16 protein-coding genes are annotated in these 21313 nt (G+C 41.1%); 9 read left to right on the top strand and 7 right to left on the bottom strand.

What is annotated here, in order from left to right:
• Positions 1–2154: a beta-L-arabinofuranosidase domain-containing protein gene (locus HNP77_RS09215; RefSeq protein WP_184652900.1), complete on the top strand. Its 2154-nt coding sequence runs from the start codon at positions 1–3 to the stop codon at positions 2152–2154.
• Between the two features lie 20 nt (positions 2155–2174).
• Here HNP77_RS09215 and HNP77_RS09210 read toward each other — a convergent pair whose 3' ends face one another.
• Positions 2175–3074: a TatD family hydrolase gene (locus HNP77_RS09210; RefSeq protein WP_184652899.1), complete on the bottom strand. Its 900-nt coding sequence runs from the start codon at positions 3072–3074 to the stop codon at positions 2175–2177.
• Positions 3075–3914, bottom strand: a complete 840-nt coding sequence (locus HNP77_RS09205; protein WP_221266568.1) for a DUF5718 family protein — start codon at positions 3912–3914, stop codon at positions 3075–3077.
• A gap of 178 nt (positions 3915–4092) precedes the next feature.
• On the opposite strand from HNP77_RS09205, the gene HNP77_RS09200 reads away from it, so the two are divergent.
• Together HNP77_RS09200 and HNP77_RS09195 are read left to right on the top strand one after the other, a co-directional pair.
• A complete protein-coding gene (locus HNP77_RS09200) occupies positions 4093–5358 on the top strand; it encodes a PocR ligand-binding domain-containing protein (RefSeq protein ID WP_184652898.1) in 1266 nt (421 codons plus the stop codon).
• Complete coding sequence (locus tag HNP77_RS09195) at positions 5355–6116, top strand: EAL domain-containing protein (RefSeq protein ID WP_184652897.1); 762 nt, start codon at positions 5355–5357, stop codon at positions 6114–6116. Before HNP77_RS09200 ends, HNP77_RS09195 begins: the two co-directional genes overlap by 4 nt.
• A gap of 7 nt (positions 6117–6123) precedes the next feature.
• Here the strand turns inward: HNP77_RS09195 and ilvB are convergent, their stop codons facing one another.
• Entirely contained in the window at positions 6124–7863 is a 1740-nt protein-coding gene (gene ilvB, locus HNP77_RS09190; protein WP_184652896.1) for a biosynthetic-type acetolactate synthase large subunit, read from the bottom strand.
• Between the two features lie 51 nt (positions 7864–7914).
• On the opposite strand from ilvB, the gene HNP77_RS09185 reads away from it, so the two are divergent.
• The 4 genes from HNP77_RS09185 to HNP77_RS09170 are packed head-to-tail and all read left to right on the top strand — an operon-like array spanning position 7915 to position 12119.
• Entirely contained in the window at positions 7915–9357 is a 1443-nt protein-coding gene (locus HNP77_RS09185) for an NFACT RNA binding domain-containing protein (protein WP_184652895.1), read from the top strand.
• Positions 9358–9380: 23 nt separating this feature from the next.
• Positions 9381–10748: a YfaP family protein gene (locus tag HNP77_RS09180; RefSeq protein WP_184652894.1), complete on the top strand. Its 1368-nt coding sequence runs from the start codon at positions 9381–9383 to the stop codon at positions 10746–10748.
• A 37-nt stretch (positions 10749–10785) separates the two neighbouring features.
• Positions 10786–11664, top strand: a complete 879-nt coding sequence (gene metF / locus HNP77_RS09175; RefSeq protein ID WP_184652893.1) for a methylenetetrahydrofolate reductase [NAD(P)H] — start codon at positions 10786–10788, stop codon at positions 11662–11664.
• 17 nt (positions 11665–11681) lie between these two features.
• Positions 11682–12119: a MarR family winged helix-turn-helix transcriptional regulator gene (locus HNP77_RS09170; protein ID WP_184652892.1), complete on the top strand. Its 438-nt coding sequence runs from the start codon at positions 11682–11684 to the stop codon at positions 12117–12119.
• Here HNP77_RS09170 and HNP77_RS09165 read toward each other — a convergent pair.
• Complete coding sequence (locus HNP77_RS09165; RefSeq protein WP_221266567.1) at positions 12089–13474, bottom strand: MATE family efflux transporter; 1386 nt, start codon at positions 13472–13474, stop codon at positions 12089–12091. The genes HNP77_RS09170 and HNP77_RS09165 overlap by 31 nt on opposite strands.
• Positions 13475–13562: 88 nt before the next feature.
• Between HNP77_RS09165 and HNP77_RS09160 the strand changes: the two genes are divergently transcribed.
• Positions 13563–15470, top strand: coding sequence for a homocysteine S-methyltransferase family protein (locus HNP77_RS09160; protein ID WP_184652891.1), 1908 nt, complete (start codon positions 13563–13565; stop codon positions 15468–15470).
• The gene (locus HNP77_RS09155) at positions 15445–16236 is read left to right on the top strand and encodes a cobalamin-dependent protein (RefSeq protein WP_184652890.1); all 792 of its coding nucleotides are present in this window, start codon (positions 15445–15447) and stop codon (positions 16234–16236) included. The genes HNP77_RS09160 and HNP77_RS09155 overlap by 26 nt, the downstream gene beginning before the upstream one ends.
• Before the next feature lie 19 nt (positions 16237–16255).
• Here HNP77_RS09155 and HNP77_RS09150 read toward each other — a convergent pair whose 3' ends face one another.
• The 3 genes from HNP77_RS09150 to HNP77_RS09140 form a co-directional block, all read right to left on the bottom strand.
• Entirely contained in the window at positions 16256–18352 is a 2097-nt protein-coding gene (locus HNP77_RS09150) for a DEAD/DEAH box helicase (RefSeq protein WP_184652889.1), read from the bottom strand.
• A gap of 110 nt (positions 18353–18462) precedes the next feature.
• Entirely contained in the window at positions 18463–19365 is a 903-nt protein-coding gene (locus tag HNP77_RS09145) for an RES family NAD+ phosphorylase (RefSeq protein WP_184652888.1), read from the bottom strand.
• Positions 19366–19385: 20 nt separating this feature from the next.
• The gene (locus HNP77_RS09140; protein ID WP_184652887.1) at positions 19386–21299 is read right to left on the bottom strand and encodes an ABC transporter ATP-binding protein; all 1914 of its coding nucleotides are present in this window, start codon (positions 21297–21299) and stop codon (positions 19386–19388) included.
• Positions 21300–21313 lie beyond the last annotated feature (14 nt).

Genomic DNA, 21313 nt, shown 5'->3' with positions numbered 1-21313 from the left:
ATGAGTAAGGTAACATTAAAAAAAGAAACCCTGTTTGAAAAATCAAGAGAGCTGGGACTTAATTACGTACTGGCTTTTAATCCCGACAGACTTCTTGCTCCCTGCTGGAATGCCATGGGAAAAACATCTCCTGCAAAAAACTACGGCGGCTGGGAAAGCATGCAGATTCAGGGACATTCCCTGGGACATTACATGAGCGCCCTCGCTGCATTCTATGCTTCTACAGGAAGTGCTGCCGCTAAAGAAAAACTTGATTACTGTGTCTCAATAATAAAATCCCTTCAGAGGGAAGACGGATACTTCGGCGGAATTCCGGCTGCTCCTTTTGAAAAGGTTTTCAATTCCCGGGGTGACTTTAAGGTTGAGCGCTTTAATCTTGCAGACTGGTGGGTTCCCTGGTATTCAGTTCATAAAATATATGCAGGGCTTATTGACGCATACAAATCCGGCAGAAATACTGATGCTTTTGAAATCGTAAAAAAAATGTGCAACTGGACAATTGCGGGCACCTCCAGAATGACTGATGAAGATATTCAGAAAATGCTTACCTGCGAGCACGGGGGAATGTGCAAGGTATTTGCAGATATGTACGAACTTACAGGTGAAAAAAAATACCTTACGGAAGCAGAGCGTTTCATTCACAGAGAAATATTCCTGCCGCTTTCAAAAAAAGAAGACAGGCTTCAGGGATATCATGCAAACACTCAGATTCCAAAAATAATCGGACTTGCAAAACTATATGACCTTACAAAAAAAGAAGAATACAGAACTGCTGCAGAATTCTTTTTCAATACAGTCACAAAAAAAAGAAGCTATGCTAACGGAGGCAATTCCGTAAGCGAGCATTTCGGCCGTGAATACGATGAGCGGCTTGCAAGAGACACTACGGAAACCTGTAATACCTACAACATGCTTGAACTGGCAGAGTATATTTTCAGATGGAATCCTTCTTCCGAAACTGCAGATTTTTATGAACGGGCCCTTTACAATCACATACTCGGCTCACAGGATCCGGATACAGGGGCAAAGACATATTTCGTTTCACTGCTCAGCGGATTTTTCAAAGTCTACTGCTCAAAAGAAAATTCCTTCTGGTGCTGCACGGGAACAGGTATGGAAAATCCGGCAAGATATACCCGCTTTATTTTTACAAAGATAAACGACACGCTGTATATAAATCTTTTCATACCTTCAGTTTATGAAGAAAACGGATGGAAAGTTTCTATAGAAACAGATTTCCCTTACAGTCAGAAACTTAAGGTAAAAATTCTTTCAAAAGGTCAGTCTCCGCTGAAACTAAAATTAAGAAGTCCATGGTGGAATCCCTTACCTGAAACAGAATCAGACGGTTATGTCACAATCTTCCCGGAAGAAAGCAGTAGTGATTTCTTTGAAACCGAATTAAAGATGAACTTAAGCGTAAGACATACAAAAGACGGAAGCACGAACTTCAGCATTTTCTACGGTCCCCTTCTGCTGGCAGCTGACTGGGGAAACAGCGGACTTCCGGCAGACATTACGGACAGTCACCTTGTATACATGAACACAAGGGCAATTGAAACTCCCCGCATTACCGCAAAAGCTGAAGAGTTTATTAAGCACTTTACAATTACAGACAGTAAATCCCTTTCCTTTTCAGCTCCAGGTTCTGATACAAGCAGCGGAAAGCCCGTACTGTTCAGGCCCTTCTTTGATGTTCACCACAAATGGTATTCCGTATACTTCAACAACGGAATGTCTCCTGAAGATGTCCGCCTGAAAAAACTTGAAGAAATAAGCCGTGACTTTATTGAATGCGGAAGGCAGCAGAGTGAAATCGAACACGGATTTAAATCAGAAAACACGGAAAGCGGATACCTGGGAGAAGTTGACAGAAGTTTCAGAAAATGCAGGGATAAATCTTCCTGGTTCAGTTATAAAATCAGGACTGCAGAAAAACTCATCATAACTGTTTTTGAAAAAGACTCTCTTGATGCAGTAATCAAATGCAACGGAAAAGAAACCACAAGGATTATTCACGAACGGAAAAATGAAAATTCCCTTGCAGATATTGAAATTAAAATTCCTGAAGGAATTACAGAAGAACCCTTTATGGAGATAAGGATATGCGGAACGGAAGAAAACCTGCGCATTCTTGAAATCCGTTCCGCATAAAGTTTAAAACTGTTCTTTAATCAGAGTCCTGCCGGAGGAATATTAAAAAGTGCAGAAATGTTTTTATCTGCAAGAACACACAGTTCTTCCGTACTGACATTTCTGCAGCCGGCAACAAACTCATAAGTATGCCGGACGAAAACAGGATTATTAGGATTGCCCCTCAGAGGCACGGGTGCAAGATACGGAGAATCAGTCTCAAGAAGAATCCTGTCATCAGGAATGTATGACAGAAGTTTTTTCATGTCTTCCATCCTGCTTTTCTTTGTATACGTTACACTGCCGCTTAAACTGATGTACCACCCCAGATCAAGAAAAGACTTAGCTTCTTCAAGACCATAAGAATAACAGTGAATGATTCCGTTATTGTATCCGGAATTTTTTATGCACTGCAGGGTATCCTCATAAGCATCCCGTGAGTGAACGATAAAAGGAAGCTGCATTTTTTTTGCAAGCTGAAGCTGCATTTCAAAAAGTTCGGCTTCACCGTTATAAACGGCAGCATTAAAATCCTCCTTACACCTGCCGTCAGTTCCGGAAGGATTCCAGTGATGATCAAGCCCCCCTTCTCCAATCGCAGCAAGTCTTCCTGAAAAAACACCATCCTTCTTCTTAAAAGCCTCAATCTGTTCTTCAAGTTTTTTAATGCACTCTTCACGATTTACAATTGAATCAATATCCGGCCATATTCCTGCAGAAAAATACATAAACTTTTCTGCCTTTCTGCGGTGATCGTCGTCCATACGATCAAGACAGTCTTCCACTACTTTACGTCTGTAAAGCAAATCACTACTGTCCGTACCGATATCCATGCCAAAATAAACATCAGCATCAGCCATTTTTGACAGAAGTTCTGCTCCGAACTCAGGAGAATTTTTTTCGACCAGATAATGAAAATGAAAATGGGTATCACTGAACATTCACACAACCACCTTCTGACGGAGAAAACTTATGCCCTCTCCAAAAGAATTATTTTTTACGCACTCCACAATCTGTTCATGATCATAAACATTTTCCGGATAAAGTACGACAACCGCTTCATCCCCGTTACGCAAGAAATTTGATTCTCCAAATTCTGTATATCTTGTTGCACCGATGGAAACAAAAATCTTAGAAGGAAACCCTGCTTCTTTCAAATAAGAATTAATATCTTCCGCAGGCCCTTCATCTTTCTGGGAATTAAGTTTTTCGCAGATCCAGTCCAAAAGCTTGCCGTATATATAACTGTAATCTCTGACGGCAGAATCTTCTCCATAATCATGTACCTGACCTTCCCTTACAAGAAAACTTGCAATTCTGTAAGAATCAATACAGCTGCCCTTTCCGGAAAAATCCTTAAGTTCTATCTGTACATCAGAAAATCCTTTGGAACTGCAGCCCCAGTTTTTTTTCTCACTTATTTTTTTTGCACCTGCTTTTCTTATGGAACAGTCATTTGATGCACCGAAACATACAGAAACAAGTTTCCTTACAGTTCCATCTTTCCATTCAGCATTAAACACAACGGCACATTCAGGTTCTATCTGAAGTTTTTCTTCTCCTGCAGGAAAGATTATTTTCTTACTGTCAAAGGGAAATACGGATAAAAATTCAGGAACATTTTTTTCTGCTCCCGGAATATAAGTCGGAAACAAGGCTTTAGGAGCTGAAGCTTCCTTCGTAACCACATTAACAAAATCTGCAGCTTCACCGGCCTGTTCAAGATGCCCCGTAAAATTTCCTGCAACACCAAAACAGGCTGCGTCACGTAAATCCATCATAATCAAAACCTCTCTTTTACTTCAGCTACTTTAAACTGAATTCAAAATATGTAAAAGAGTGACGGTTTCTGAAATTATGCTTTTATTTTATAATTATTGCATATATAATTTAACAGATAAGTTAATATAGTTTCAGGTCAAATCTGACTTCAAAAACATCAGGAGTTTCTACCAAAAGATGTCCACTATCAGGCTGACAGATTTAATAGACAAAAAGACTCTCCAGAAAATTCAGGACGTTTTTTCCCGCTTTACAGGAATCGCTTCCTTAATTACAGACAGAGATGGAATTCCCATTACTAAAGGAAGCGGATTTACAACCTTCTGCAGTAAAATGAACCGCTCGTCAAAACTGGGAGAAAATCTGTGCCGGCTGTGCGATAAAAAAGGAACCTTAAAGGCAATTCAGGAAGGAAAAGTTTCCGTATATACATGTCATGCAGGCCTTATTGAATGTGCCATGCCTATTACAATAAATGACGAACTGGCCGGCTGCTTTATCGGAGGTCAGGTACGTCCGCCTGAAATTGATGAGGCACTTTTACGCCGCAGGGCAATACGGCTTAACCTCGATCCTGATGAATATATAAAAGAAGCTTACAATACAAAAGAAAAAAATCCCCGGGAAGTTGCAAGGGCTGCAGAATTTTTGGGAGAACTTGCCGGAGTAATTTCTACAATGGCATTAAAAAACTACACCACCCTTCAGAACACAAAAATGATGGAAAAAGCCTCCAAGGCACAGGCGGTGTTCATTTCTGACATGGCCCGGAAAATGGAAGAAGCTATAAAACACTGGACCAGTGATATTTCCAGTGTTGCTAAAATGGAAGACTTTACGCAGGTAAAAAAACGAGTCTCAGAAATTGCAGATCAGGGCTCTGAACTTTATTCCATCGTTGCAGATTCCATGAGTTTCATCGATGACTCAGAAGGAAAAGCTGCCCTTTACGAAAAAGTATATTCACCTGCCGTAGACTTCACAATCACAGCAAACGGGCTGAAAAAAATCCTTCCGAAAAATTCCCCGGAACTTATTTTCAACGTAGAAGACTCAGTGCCGGAATTTATTCTTGGTGACGTTACAAGAATTTCCCAGATACTCTTCAAACTGACTCAGGATGCAATCCTTCAGTCTGACAATTCTAAAGTAAGGGTAAGTTTTTCTGCACAAAAAAAAGGCTATGCCACAATGCTCATACTGACTGTAGAAAATCAGAAAAGCAGGACCGCAGATGAAGAAATCAAATTTATCTCTGATTATTTTTCTACCGGATCTAAGGCATTTCTGGTTCATAAAATAATTACGGAAATGGGACTTCCCCTTGTTTACATGCTCATTCATCAGCTCAGCGGAACTTTCTCAATCTCTAAAGATGGCTCAGGAACAGTTACAACCGTAGTAAGCATTCCCCAGCTGGAAGACAAAGGAGATACAAAATGAATGTAACTCCACAGATGATTATAGATGCAATGAAAAACGAAGAATTCATCGTATACTATCAGCCAAAAGTTTCACTTCTCCGGTACAATCTTGCCGGTGCAGAAGCTTTATGCAGGTGGATTCATGACGGAAAACTCATTCAGCCGGACCTTTTTATTCCTCAGCTTGAAAAGATGGAAGAAATTGCTGAGTTTGATTTTTATCTTCTTGAGCATATATGCCGCGATATAAGAAAATGGCTTGATGAAAAACTTAATGTCGTCAAAACCTCAGTAAATCTTTCCAGATGCCACAAAATGAATGATGCACTTCTCAAACGCCTTGTAGGGACAATCGATAAATACCGCATTCCCCACCAGTACATTGAGTTTGAGCTTCTGGAAAGCACAATGGAAGTTAACTATGACGAATTAAAATCCCTGCTGACCGGGCTTACTCTGGAAGGCATTACCACATCTGTTGATGATTTTGGAATCGGATATTCCTCAATGAATCTTATAAGAACGCTCCCATGGAACGTTATAAAAATAGACAAAAGCTTTGTTCCGAAAAGTGATTCAGACTACCGCCAGCACACGATTTTCAGACACCTGATTTCCATGGCAAGGGATCTTGGTCTTGACTGTATAGTTGAAGGAGTTGAAACCGTTGAGCAGGTACGTCTGTTAAAAGAAAACAAATGCTACCTTGCCCAGGGCTTCTTATTTGACAGACCTCTGCCTCCTGCAGAATTCCGCAGAAGGCTTTTAGGTAACTGAAGGAATTTTAATTTCTGATTGCATCAATATTTGCAGAACCGGCCTTTACAAACGGAAGAACGTTTTCTGCCATTGAAATATCAATCTTTACGAAATGCGGTCCAGGTGTAAATGCTTTTTTATACCACTCAGCATCAGCACATGCATCAACGGCATCAATACCGAAGCCTGCTGCCAGAGTCATAAAATCAGGAACCTTATCAAAAATACTTGCACTGTAATTTTTTTCAAAAAGATATTCCTGCTGCTGGCGTACCATTCCCAGAGAACCATTCTGAAATACAAAAACAGTAACGTTAAGATTCTGTTCCGCAAGAGTTGCCATCTCCTGGAGGTTCATCATGATGGAACCGTCACCGGAAATACATACAACTCTTTTTTCAGGATTTGCAAGAGCTGCACCCAGGGCTACAGGAAGACCGAATCCCATTGTTCCCAGAGAACCGCTGGTAAGGAACTGACGGGCATGCTCAACAGGATAATACTGGGCACTCCACATCTGATGCTGACCTACATCTGTAGTTACAATTATTTCATTTTCATGAACGCCGGCTTTTTCTGCAGCTTCAGGTATAGACTTGATGAATGCCCTCGGATTAACGGAAGAAACTCCCTCCGGACGTCCAAGTTCAATGCTTTCTGATTCCCTGAAAACAGTCTCAAGTTCACCCAGCCACTGAAATCTGGCAATCTTGCATTCACCCAGTTCAGGAGTATTTTTTGTATCCTCAAGTTTCTTAACAAGAACAGGAAGGGCTTTTCTTATATCACTTACGATTGAAATGTAAGAAGGGAGAATTTTATTTATTTCTGCCGCATCAATATCAATATGAAGTATTTTTGCCTCCGGACAGAATTTTGCAATGGCACCTGTTGCCCTGTCATCAAAACGAACTCCAAGGGCAAGGACTGCATCAGCATCATGAATTGCTTTATTGGCAGCATAACTTCCGTGCATTCCCACCATACCGAAATTATTTGAGGCAGAACGGGGATAAGCACCGATACCCATAAGACTTGTTACTACAGCCGCATCAATAACTTTAAGAAGCTTCTTGATTTCTGCAGAAGCCTTTTCGTCATTACAGCCGCCTCCAAGATAAAGAACAGGGTGTCTGGAATTAAGAAGAACCTCTGCCATGAGGGAAGCATTTTTTTCCAGTTCCTCTTCAGGGGTTTCAAATTTTATTGAAACAGAAGGAGACTTCTTTTTTGAAAGCTCCGGCCATTTTTCAAATTCAACAACCTGAGTCTGAACATCGCGGGGAACATCAATAAGTACAGGTCCCGGTCTTCCGCTTACAGCAATCTGAAAAGCCTTAGGAACGGCTTCAAGAAGCTCAAGGGCATTCTTTACCATCATGCTGTGCTTTGTTATAGGAAAACTGAGTCCGAAAGTATCTGCTTCCTGAAAGGCATCTGTTCCGATAAGGGATGTATTTACCTGCCCCGTAAAGGCAACTACAGGTACGGAGTCACAGCGGGCATCAGCAATTGCCGTAAGAAGATTCATTGCGCCAGGTCCGCTTGTTGCCATGCAGACGGCAGGCTTTCCTGTGGAACGAGTCATACCCTGGGCAATAAATCCTGCGGCCTGTTCATGACGGACCAGAACATGTTTTATATTGCTCCTGTTTAATTCATCATAAAGAGGAAGTATTGAACCGCCCGGAATACCGGCAACAGTTTTTATTCCTTCAAGTTCAAGTAATTTTGTAATAATCTGAGATCCGTTTGCTTTTATCATAATTACACAGTTTACTTGAGATAAAGTTTTTTTTCTACCATAATTGCTTGTATGTCATTAAATTGTAACGAAATAAACCTGATTTTAAGTGAAACCGATTTTAAAGGAGCATTCATTCAGGAAATAACACAAACGGGATTTGATACTCTGGGATTCAGGATTGTAAATAAAGGAGACGTGTTTAACTTCATCATCTGTACGACTCCTTCGTCCTGCAGGCTGAACATCACCGGCCAGAAGTTTCCCAAAAACAAAAAGCCGCTGCGCTTCAACGAATTCCTTAAAGCAAAAGTTCAGGGAATGCGCATAAATGATATTCATCAGATAGGTTTTGAAAGAATAGTAAAAATGGACGTATCCACCTGGAAAGAGAGACTCTTTCTTTACATAAAGCTGTGGAGCGGTGCTGCAAACGTAATTGTTACGGATGAACAGGGAACAATCCTTGACTGTATGTTCCGCCGTCCTAAAAAAGGAGAAGTTACGGGAGGAACTTTCTGTCCTGAAGAAAAAGAACTTTCTCCGGAAGAGATACAGCAGAGCCTTAAGAAATTCCCTGTAAGAAACTACGGAAGCGGAAACTCAGAGGAAAATGCTCCCCTTTCCTTCAACCGTTTTATCGATGAATACTACACGGAACACGCAGATTCCCTTTCAAGAGAAAGCCTTCTTGCTCAGGCAGAAAAGTGGTTCAACGTAAAGCACAGCAAAATGTCTTCCGCACTGGAAAATCTTCTTTCAAAAAAGAAACAGTTTGAAAATGCCGGCATGCTTAAACACACCGGAGACCTTATTCTTGCATTTCAGTCTCAGATAAACGGTTCATCCCTTTCCTGTACTGATTATGAAACCGGACGGGAAGTCTGCATACGCATTGATCCTAAACTTTCAGCCCAGGAAAATGCAGGGCTTTATTACGACCAGTATAAAAAAGCTAAAAGCGGAATGGATTCCCTGGAACATGACATTGAAATGAGCAGGAAGGCCCTGTCCACTCTTGAAGCAGAATATGCCGCAATGGTGAACGAAAAAAATGTGCTTAAACTGGAGCAGCTTTTAAGAAAAGACACAACGCCTAAGCAGAAGACGGAAAAACCACATCCGGGACTTCACTATGAACTGGACGGCTGGACAATCATAGTGGGACGTACGGCAAATGAAAACGACGACCTTTTAAGGCATTACGTAAAGGGAAATGACCTTTGGCTCCATACCAGGGATTTTGCAGGAGGCTATGTTTTTATAAAGGCAAGAAGCGGAAAATCCTACCCGCTGGACATAATGCTGTACGCCGGAAATCTTGCAGTATACCATTCAAAAGCCCGTAAAAACGGACAGGCAGACCTTTACTATACACAGGTAAAGCACCTTCGCAGGGCAAAAAACGGTCCGAAAGGCCTGGTTCTTCCTACAAATGAGAAAAACCTGCTGGTAAAACTGGATGAGGAAAAGCTTAGAAAACTTGACGAAGTAGAAAAATTCTCCTTATTATAGAATTCCGGTCACATGAGGATTAAATGAAAAAATTTTTTATTCTGACAGCATTTCTTTTATCGTTCCTCTTTTCAACTGCAGAAGAAGTATATATCTGCGTAGGTTCCTTTCTGGTAAAAGACAGTGCAAAAGAAACTGTAAAGATACTGAAAGAAAACTCTCTGGATGCTTTTATAAGCGGTTACTGTTCACCAGAAACAATTCCTCCGTACTACGAAACTCTTTATTTTTACAGAGTTCTGGTAAAAACAGAATGTAATTCAGAAAAAGAAATAGAAGATTTTAAGGCCGGCCTGTATGAAAATCCCGGCATAAAAAAACTCCGCCTGAAAGACTTCTGGAGATGCAGGACAATTAATCCTCTGAAAGATGACGGGGAAACAGCCGGAACAGATTTATCAAAAACCACCCCGGAACCTGTTACTGAACCGGAACCTGTTACTGAACCGGAACCTGTTGCAGAGCCTGAACCTGTTACTGAGCCTGAGACTATTACAGAACCTGAGCCTGCAGCTGAACCGGAAACAATTATAGAACCTGAGCCGTTCATCGAACCTGAACCGGAACCGGTTACAGATATTGAGCCGGTCAAAACTCCTTCTCCTTCAGAAACAAAAGCTGCTGTTCCCGGTACCTCAGAAGAAAAAACAGAAAAAAAGCCGGACTATGAATACATAAAAATTGTTCTCGACTGGAATTTTGAACCGGAAGACCTGGACTGCCACATCATATGCGGAAAACATCACGTTTTCTTCGGAAACAAGACAGAATACGGCATGAAACTTGCACGGGATGATTCAACCGGTTACGGTCCTGAAATAGTAATAATAAGAGAGCCTAAGGCAGAAGAAACCTACGAATTTTACGTACATAATTTTTCTGAAACCGGCAACTCTGTCAGTGACAGTCTTTCATATTCCGGAGCACAGGTCAGGGTTTACTTCAACAGCGAAAAAGAATGCAGCACTTATAAAATCACAAAAGGCAAGCCTGGAACAATCTGGCACGTCTTTGACATAAAAAATAAAAATGAAATTACGCTCATTGATGAAATTTCAAGTGAAAGTTTTATAGAAAAATTTCTTGTCAGAATAAATGAACGGAACGAACTTCTCAAAAAAACAGACACTGGGGACTATGAAGAACAGGACTCTGTAAAACAAAGCTCTGTAAAACAGAAAACAGAAGAAAGAGCGAAACCTGTTGCAGATGATGAAGATTATGTCATAAAATATGAACCTCTTTTGAATGAGGATTCAGAAAAAGAAGAGCTGTCAACTGAGAAAAAAGCAGAGGAAGCCCTTACGGTTTTCGAAGAAGACTTTCCGGTAATTGAAACGGAACCAAAAATTGAATATAGAATAGAAAGCACTCCCGGAAATGTAAAATGAATACCCTTTCCGGCAACAGTGTTCAGAGGTAAAAAAAATGAAAATCAGTGAAATTTTACAGAAAAAAAAGATAACCCTCAGTTTTGAAATTTTCCCGCCAAAACAGCAGGCAAACTTCAACAACGTTGTAAATACGGCAGTAAACCTTTCTTCCCTCAACCCGGATTTCATGAGCATTACCTATGGAGCCGGAGGAACTACAAGAGGCAACACTGTAGAAATCGCACAGAAAATTCTTGAAAGCGGAACCCCTGCCCTTGCCCATCTTACCTGTGTAGGTAATACGGAAGAGTCCATAAAATCCGACATACAGAAAATGAAAACTGCAGGAATTCAAAACATTCTTGCTCTCAGAGGGGACGTACCTCAGGGACAAACCATTGAATCTGCTACGACAGAATCTCTTCGTCATGCAGACCAGCTTGTAACAATACTCAAAAAAGAAGGCTTTTGTGTAGGAGGAGCCTGCTATCCGGAAGGTCATCCGGAAAGCGCAAACAGAGCCGATGACATTGAAAATTTAAAATATAAAGTCGATGCAGGGGTTGATTTTCTTACAACCCAGATGTTCTTTGACAACAACATGCTTTATTCATATCTGTACCGTCTTCAGTCAAAAGGAATTCACCTTCCTGTATTTGCCGGCATAATGCCGATTGTAAACTCAAATCAGGTAGAAAGAATGGTAAAACTTTCCTCAGCATACATTCCTGAAAAACTGTTAAGCATCTGTGACCGTTTTGCAGACAATGCACCGGCAATGCGTCAGGCAGGAATCGCTTATGCCACAGATCAGATTATAGATCTTATTTCAAACGGCATCCGGGGAATTCATATTTACGCAATGAATAAAGTTGACGTTGTCACAGATATAGTAAAAAATATTGACAGAATTATGGAAGCCGTAAACGACTAATCATCAGGAGAATACAAATGTCCGAAGTATACGATTCATTGAAGCTTGAAAACCAGCTCTGTTTTCCTCTGTATGCATGTGCAAAAGAAATCATCAGAAAATACAAGCCGTATCTTGACGAAATTGACCTTACTTACACGCAGTACATCACAATGATGGTTTTCTGGGAATACAAGAAAATGAACGTAAAAGAACTGGGCCAGAAACTTTTTCTTGATTCCGGCACCCTTACTCCGCTTCTTAAAAAACTTGAAGCAAAAGAACTTATCACAAGGGAACGTTCAAAAGACGACGAAAGAAACCTTATCGTAAAAATAACTTCTAAAGGAGAACAGCTCATCGAAAAAGCTAAAGACATTCCCGTAAAGATGTCAGGATGCGTTGCCCTCAGTTCAGAAGAAGCTCAGACCCTTTACAAAGTGCTTCATAAAATTCTCGGTTCCATCTCAGAATAAGAAGCCTTCCATATTTTTTTACAGAGAAAATAGAGAACAAAACCGCTGGTGGTTGCAGAACAGAATGTTGCGCACGGCTCGGCACAGAAAATTGCTTCAACTCCAAAGATTCTCGGAAAAATAAATGCAAGGGGAATCAGCAGAATGATCTTTCTGAGACAGGCTATGAAGACTGATATCTTTGCTTTTCCGAGGGCAACAAAAACTGTCTGGGCACAATGTTGCAGCCACATAATGTACATTCCAAGAATATAAAACCTCAGCATCGGTGCAGCTATATTAAGAAGCTGGCTGTCGCCGGTAAAAATGCCGGTATAAAAAAACGGAAAAAAACTTACAGACATAACCAGAAGAATTTCTGTAATACCAGTAACAAGAAGCATTACCGTAATTACATACTTCATTCTCAAAAACTTACGTGCCCCGTAATTATAAGAAATCAAAGGCTGTATTCCGGAACAGAAACCTGCAAGCGGAAGATAAACGATAAGCTGAACATTCTGAATTAAAGTCATTGCCCCGACCCAGTTATCACCGCCAAATTTATGAAGCCCGTAATTATAAACTGCATATACACCGCTTTCCGTAACTGTCATTATAAAAGGCGAGATTCCCAGTGCTGATATTTTATAAATTATGGAACCTTCCGGCTTAAAAATTCTGGAATCAATTTTAAGGCAGGAATTTTTTGACAGAAAAAATGCAAATATCCATGCTGCACTGATTCCCTGAGAAATTACCGTTGCCCAGGCAGCTCCCTTTACCCCCATTCCTAAAACAAAAATAAAAAGAGGATCAAGGATAATATTCAGAACCGCACCTATAAAAACGGAGAGCATGGCAGTTTTTGCATGTCCCTGACAGCTTATAAAAGGATTAAGTCCCATGGCAAGCTGAACAAAAACAGTTCCGCAGCCATAAATACGCAGATAATCCCTGGCATAAGGAAAAGTCCCTTCACTGGCACCAAAGGCATACAGAAACGGCCTGTAAAAAAGAAGCACGGTAAAAGTAAGCACTGCAGAAAAAAACAGCAGAAGGAAAAAAGCATTGCTGAAAATCTTCTGTGCCTGAATTTGTGCAGAGGAATCTTTTTCTTTTTTGCCCAGTTCAATTGCACACAGAGGAGCACCACCGCTTCCTGCAAATGCGCTGAAAGCACTTATCATCTGAAGTACAGGCAGGCATAATCCAACTCCGGTAAGGGCAGCCGAGGATGCGGAAGAAAGATGACCGATATAGATGCGGTCTACAATACTGTATAGAACATTAATAAGACAGGAAGCAAGAGACGGAAGGGCAAGTCTGAACATAAGCGGAAGTATTCTTGCAGACCCCAATTCTTCTGTTTTCATTGTTATAATTCTACGTATTTAAAAATTAATGTCTACAAATCTTATTAATATTATGATATGATTCTCAGCACAGAAACGGAGGCTATGGATGAACAGAGAACTTACTTTCAGGGAATTCTTATCACAGTCAGTAAAAGAAAAAAAATTCATATTCTTTGACGGCGGAATCGGAACAATGATTCAGAAATATCCGGCCGTAAGCTACCAGATTCCTGAAGACCTTAACTTTTATCACCCGGAAATAATAAAGGAAATCCATACCCTCTATCTCGAAGCAGGAGCAAACGTTCTGACGGCAAATTCCTTCGGCGCAAACAAAAAAAAGCTGGAAGGAGAAAATGCAAGATGGTCAGCTGCAGAATACATTAAAGAAAGCCTTAAACTGCAGAAAGAAGCCGTTGAAGAATTCAAAAAAGCACACCCTGATGACGACACCCCCCGTTTTATAAGCTGGGACTCAGGTCAGATCGGTAAACTGCTTGAACCTATGGGACCGCTCACCTTTGACGAAGCCTATGAAGCCTATAAAGACGCGGCAGTAACTGCAGAAAAAAACGGAGCACAGATTGCAATTCTTGAAACCATGAGCGATCTGTATGAGGTAAAAGCAGCTATTCTTGCAATTCAGGAAAACACAAATCTTCCCATAGCAGCAACAATGACTTTTCAGGATACCCTGCGCACGCTTACAGGAGCAGACGTACTTACCTGCGTAACCTACCTCGAAAGCCTTCATCCGGACATAATAGGATTTAACTGCGGCGGCTCACTGGAAGAAGATAAAAAACTTGCAGAACTTTTTACGAAGTATTCTCATCTGCCGGTTCTTGTACAGCCTAATGCCGGACTTCCTGAGAATATAAACGGAAAAGACGTATTCAAAGTTGAACCTGAGGAATTTGCGGAAATCCAGAGGGAAATTGCAGGAACCGGTGCCATGATCCTGGGAGGCTGCTGCGGCACAACACCAGCTCATATAAAATGCATGATCGGAAAACTTAACGGCATCACCTTTACAAAAGCAGAACACGAAGAACAGGGCAACACATATCTGTGTTCATACAACAGCACCGTACAGGTAGGAAAAAATGCAGGTCCAAAAATCATCGGAGAACGCATCAATCCTACCGGCAAAAAAAAGTGTAAGGAAGCCCTTCAGAATAAGGACATGCAGTTCATTCTCGATGAAGCAGAAAGCCAGATTAATGCCGGAGCTCATATTCTTGACGTTAACGTAGGCCTTCCGGGAATTGACGAAAAAGAAATGATGTGCCTTGCTGTAAAAACAATTCAGTCTACATTCAGTATTCCCCTGCAGCTGGACTCCAGCGAACCTCCCGTTCTTGAAAAAGCTTTAAGGTACTATAACGGAAAAGCCCTTGTTAATTCCGTTAACGGAAAACAGGAAGTCATGGACAAAGTGTTTCCACTGATAAAAAAATACGGCGGCGCAGTAACAGCCTTATGCATTGACGAAGAGGGAATTGCCCCGGTTGCAGAAGGCAGGGTTGCAGTTGCAGACAAAATCATCAGGGAAGCTGCAAAATACGGAATTCCTGTAAGGGATATATTCATTGACACCCTTACCCTGACTGTAAGTTCAGAGCAGAAAACTGCCCTCGAGACTGTCCGGGCCATCCGCATGCTTAAAGAAAAATACGGAAAAGACGGAATCCAGTTTGTTCTCGGTGTATCAAACATATCTTTCGGACTTCCGAGAAGAGACATTGTAAACTCAAGATTCTTCACCCTTGCCCTTGATGCAGGACTCAGCGCTGCAATAATAAACCCGGGCGCACAGAGCATGATGGATACCTACAGGGCATACCGTTCCCTTGCCTGCTTTGATGACAACTGCCTTGATTACATTCAGACATATACTGGAACACTGGACCCGACTACTGCAAAAGCAAAAGAAAAAATAATCGTTGATGCAGTAAATGACGGCACCATAAGCTTAAGCCTTAACCTTGGAGGCTCTGCCCCCTCGCATTAAGCCGGTAATTACCAGCGGAACTTCTGCAGGAATTATAAAACCGGCACCTGATGCAGCTCCTAAGAAAGAAGAAAAGTCTAATAATACTGACTCAAAAACAGCAGAAAGCAGACTCACAAGTACTGTCCCGGAAGAAGCGGAACTTATCGAAATAATCGAAAAAGGCTTTAAAGACAAAGCCCCGGCTTCTACATCCAGACTTCTTCAGGATCACAAGGCAGAAGAAATAATAAACAACTGTATTGTGCCTGCCCTTGATAACGTAGGAAAGGATTTTGAAAAAGGAAAAAAATTCCTGCCGCAGCTCCTTTTAAGCGCAGATACAGTAAGTTCAAGTTTCGCAAAAATAAAAGAAAGCCTGGAAGCTTCAGGACAGAAAGAACAGTCTAAGGGAACTGTAGTCCTGGCAACTGTGTACGGTGACATTCATGACATCGGAAAAAACATAGTAAGGGCAATGCTTGAAAACTACGGATACACTGTAATTGATTTAGGAAAAAACGTACCGGTAGACACTGTGGTACAGACTGTAATCGATAACAATATTCAGCTGGTAGGATTAAGTGCCCTCATGACTACAACCGTTGCAAACATGGAAGAAACCATAAAGGCACTCAGGAGGGAACTGGGCAAGCTCAACCGTACGACAAAAATAGTTGTAGGGGGCGCAGTTCTTACAGAAGACTATGCAAAGAAAATTGATGCAGACTTTTATTCAAAAGATGCAATGGAAACCGTTGCAGTTGCAAAAAAAGTTTTTGCATAATCCCTGTTAAAAAATTAACTCAGTATTCTTTTGCCGCACCTTTCTTAAAGATGGCGGCCTTACTGTTACGCTGCGTTGAAGTATGAACTCCAGGTCTTGAATGAGAAAAGTTTCTTGAACGGTCTCCAGAACCTCTGAATCCTCTGTCTCCTTCCCGGTCACGTCCACGTCCACCGCGGAAACCATCCCTTCTTCCAAAGCCTCCGCGTCCGCCTCTGCGCGACTCATAATCATCACCGCCGTTTCTGGAATCCTGATGCATATGAGGAATGGAACTGTCCGTACGGGAAAGTTCAAGAGCTCTTTTTGCAGCATCTGTAGGAAGATTAAGAAGACAGAACCTGTCTGCCATATCAATGGCATCTACATCCCTTCCGTGAATATGAAGAAGGGAACTGAAGAAATCTGCAATCTTTTTAGGATTATATCCGTCATGCCAGCCCATCTGAACATAAAGACGAATCTGGTTTTCTCCGGCCTGGGCACCGCGTCTTGAACGTCCTCCACGGTCAGAGTCAAACCTGTCACGGTCTCCCCGTCCACCGCGGACACTTACAGGTGTAATCTTTGAGTAACGTTTTTTACTGAGCATGCTTCCATATACAACAGACAGAAGTGCGGAAACTACTTCCTGAGGATTCTGTCCGTTACAGAGATTTTCTGCCATTACGTCAAAGCACGGATCTCCCTTTCTGAGATGAGGAATTTTTTCTGCAGGAACTTCTGCTGCTGCAACTCCTTCCGGGAGAGGAACAAGTTCTTCATCATCAGAAATTTTCTCAGCTGAAGTTTCTTCTCCAGAATCTTTCTGAACCAGTCCAAGCTTAGTTTTAAGATCATCAAAGAGTCTGTTTCTGCGAACTTCAATTACTTCTTCCACAGAAGGAATCTGGCCTTCCGTCATTTCTCCCTTAGCACTTCTTTTTACTGCAGCGCGAAGGAAACCAAGTTTTCTGCGGGTTTCTTCAGGACGTACAAAAGTTATTGCAATACCGCTTGAACCTGCACGGCCGGTACGTCCGATTCTGTGTACATAAGTAGCACCGTCAAAAGGAAGATCATAGTTTACTACATGAGTAAGTCCTTCAATATCAATTCCTCTGGCAGCAACATCAGTAGCAACTACGACACGGGTCTTTCCGCTTCTGAAACGGGCAAGAATTTTTTCACGCTGATTCTGAGGAATATCTCCATGAAGGGCAGCAACCTGAAGACCTCTTTCATCAAGGGCCTTGCATACATAATCTGCATCTGTCTTTTTCTGAACGAATACAATTCCGTAAAAGTCAGGTGAATAATCTATGAGACGGGTCAGGGCTTCAATTTTATCACCATCCCGTACAACCCAGTATTTCTGATCAATAAGAAGCGGTTCTTCTACTACGCCTTCTTCCTCAACTATCTCATAATCTCCCATAAACTTCTGGGCAATTTTAAGAATAGGAGCAGGAATTGTTGCACTGAATAAAAGAACGCGGCAGTCAGGATTTGCCTTTGAAAAAATATTTTCAATATCATCAACAAATCCCATATCAAGCATTTCATCTCCTTCGTCAAGAATGAAATACTCAATTTTACTGATATCAAGAACTCCCCTCTCCATAAGATCCTGAATGCGACCCGGAGTTCCCGTAACAATTTCTACACCACGGCGAAGTGAACGTATCTGCTCACTCATGGAAGCACCGCCGTAAACAACGGCAGTACGCGGAAAACGTCCCGTAGAAAAAGAAGTCATTTCAGTACAGGTCTGCATTGCAAGCTCGCGGGTCGGCTCGAGAATTATTGCACGTACATGATCACTTTCACTGCGGATGTTCTGAACGATAGGCAGACCAAATGCGGCAGTTTTTCCGGTACCGGTTCTTGCCCTTGCGATAATATTTGAGTCTCCGTTAAGAAGTCTTGGAATGGCAAGCACCTGAATAGGTGATGGTGTAACAAAGCCCTTCTTCTTTATTGCTTCAAGAGTAATTTCATCAAGACCGAGATCTTCAAAAGAAATTACATCGCTTTCTTCCGATTCAGTTTCATCTGCTGCATCATTCTGATTTTCTGAATTGATTTGTGTTTCGGGCATAATAATCCCGTCTTTAAGTTCTTCCGTATTTTCCATACTGATTCCCCTTTTCATGAAAGTGTGAAACCGTATGTAAATGACCCAAAAAAACTAACGGGAACAGACTGTCATGATTTTCTAAAATTTTCTACAATACTACAAGCTTTTCAGTTTTTTTTCAATCGCTTTTCAAAACGTATCTTCTTTTTTATGTAATCAAATATCATCTGCTTACGGGATTTTTCTCTGTCACTTTCAGAACTAAGAAGACTTTCATATCCGTCATAGTTTTTATAACTTTCAGGAATTGATTCAACCGTATACTTAACCGAATGAACCTTAAAAAGCCTGTCCGAAAATTCAACAAAAGAAAAATCAGAAGGATAAAAGCATACGATATTGTAATTATTTTCATCCGTAGACTGCGTGCTGGGATAGAGTATTCCCCTGAAACCAAGGCGCCTGATTACGGAAGAAAGGGACTCCGTAAAAAGATAATAGTTTTTATTTTCAGGATAAACCGGAGTAAGGAGTATTCTTTTTATCAATTCAATAAAAGGATTTTCACCCGGCTGAGTAAGATCAAGGTATTCATTCTTTTTATTATTGATAAACCGGCATACACTGCAGACCTGTCCTACGTCAAGTTTAAGTTCACTGATACAGGTTTCTTCATTTGAAGAAAGATATAAAAAAGAAACGCCGTCCCTGTTAAACCTTCCCTTTCCTGCAGAACTGGTGGGAGGAATCTGCATCTGTTCTCCAAAAAAAGGTACGAGAACATCAATGGATTTTTTTCCGATACTTCCCTTTTCTTTATTACAACCGAGCCGGGCCCTGAAAAATTCCTCACCCTTACGAATATGCCTGATGCAAAAAGAGTTCCTGTATTTTCCCAAAAGCTGCATGAAACATTCTTTTGTTTCTGCAAGAGTCATCCTGTCAAAATTTTTAAGAACTGCAATAACCTGCTTTACATCTTCTGAATACAAACTGTCTTTCAGATAGATTTTTTCAATAGAGCCGTCATTCAAATTAAAGAAATTTCTGTCTAAAAAATTTTCAGCCATTTTTTCTCCTCAGCATAACATCAGTCCAGCTCAAACTTTCCTGTATAAAGATTATAATACCTGCCCTGCATCTGCATAAGTTCCTGATGATTTCCCCGTTCAACAACCGTACCATGTTCAAGAACAATTATTTCATCTGCATTGCGGACTGTAGAAAGACGATGGGCTATTACAAAAACAGTACGGCCTTCCATAAGCCTGTCCATTCCTATTTCAATAAGATGTTCCGTCCTTGTATCGATGGAAGAAGTTGCCTCATCAAGAATAAGAACAGGAGGATCTGCCACTGCAGCCCGTGCTATTGAAAGAAGCTGTCTCTGTCCCTGACTTAAGTTTCCGCCGTCACCGCTTATAACTGTATCATAACCTTTTTCAAGATGAATGATAAACTCATGGGCATTTGCAAGTTTTGCAGCATCTATAATTTGTTTTTCCGAAGCTTCAAGATTACCATAACGAATATTATCACGAATCGTACCGGTAAAAAGATGTGTGTCCTGCAGAACCATTCCAAGAGAACTTCTCAGCGCATCTTTAGAAATCTGCTTCAATGGAATGCCGTCATAAGTAATCATACCTTTTGCATCATCAATATCATAGAAACGGGTAAGAAGATTGGTTACCGTAGTTTTTCCAGAACCGGTTGATCCTACAAGTGCAATTTTCTGTCCCGGTCTGGCATGAATGTTTATTCCGTGAAGGATTTCCTTTTCAGGAACATAACTGAAACTTACGTCCTTAAATTCCACGTCCCCCTTAAGCTGTATAAGAGAATCACTTTTCCATGCCCATTCACCGGTAAAGGCAAAACTTTCCACAAGTTTAGATTTTCCTTCTGCATCTGCAGCAGGTGAAGTTTCAACTGCATTTACAAGAGTTACAGTTCCATCATCCCTTTCACCCGGTTCATCTATTACCTTAAAAATACGTTCCGCTCCGGCAAGTGCATTAAGGATACTGTTAAACTGCTGGCTCATCATGGACACCGGTCTGGAAAAACTTCTGGTGTACTGAAGGAAAGCGGCAATGCTTCCCAGATCCATTTTTCCCTTTATCACTAAAAAAGCACCGGTAATGGCAATAACCGCATACTGAACATGACTGAGATTTCCCATAACAGGACCGAAAAGATTTCCGTAAGTATTGGCTCTCGTTCCGGCTTCACACAGGGCATCATTAAGTTTTGCAAAATCCGCTTCAGCATGTCCTTCCCTGTTAAATACTTTTATGACTCGCTGTCCTTCTATCATTTCTTCTATAAAGCCGTTAAGCTTTCCAATATTTTCCTGCTGCTGCCTGAAACTTTTTGCACTGCGTTTTCCAACTTCACCTGCAATCATGAGCATGCAGAAAACCGTAACAACCATTATAAAAGTCAGAAGGGGACTTACCGTAAGCATCATTATAAAAACCCCTGACACCGAAAGAAGTCCTGAAAAAAGCTGGGGAACTGTCTGACTGAGCATATCCCTCAAGGTATCAATATCATTCGTATAAAGGGACATGATGTTGCCATGAGCTGTAAAATCATAAAACTTCAGCGGAAGGGTTTCCATTTTATGAAAAAGTTCCGTCCTTATCTTAAAGAGAAGTTTTGTGGCAATATGAATCATAATCCGGGCATTAACCCAGGTTCCTAAAACTCCTGCTGCAAAAATGCTGCACATTATCATTATGAGTTTTATAAACGGAATAAAATCCTTAAAACAAAGACTCTGCCCTGAAGAAAACTTTTCATAAAGAGGAATGATATAGTTATTTACGGCAGGCTTTAAAAGTGAATCTCCTGCTACCTGAGCACCTGCACTGAAGATTACGGAAATTAAAACAATTATAAAAAGAAACTTACTGTCAGAAGCGTATTTAAAAAGTCGTCTGACTGTACCTGAAGTATTTTCAGGTTTTCCTGTACCACGCATTTTTACCGGCGGCATATTTTTCTCCTGTA

The organism is Treponema rectale, from assembly GCF_014202035.1.
Classification (GTDB): Bacteria; Spirochaetota; Spirochaetia; order Treponematales; family Treponemataceae; genus Treponema_D; species Treponema_D rectale.
This window is presented reverse-complemented; position numbering and strand designations above follow the sequence as displayed.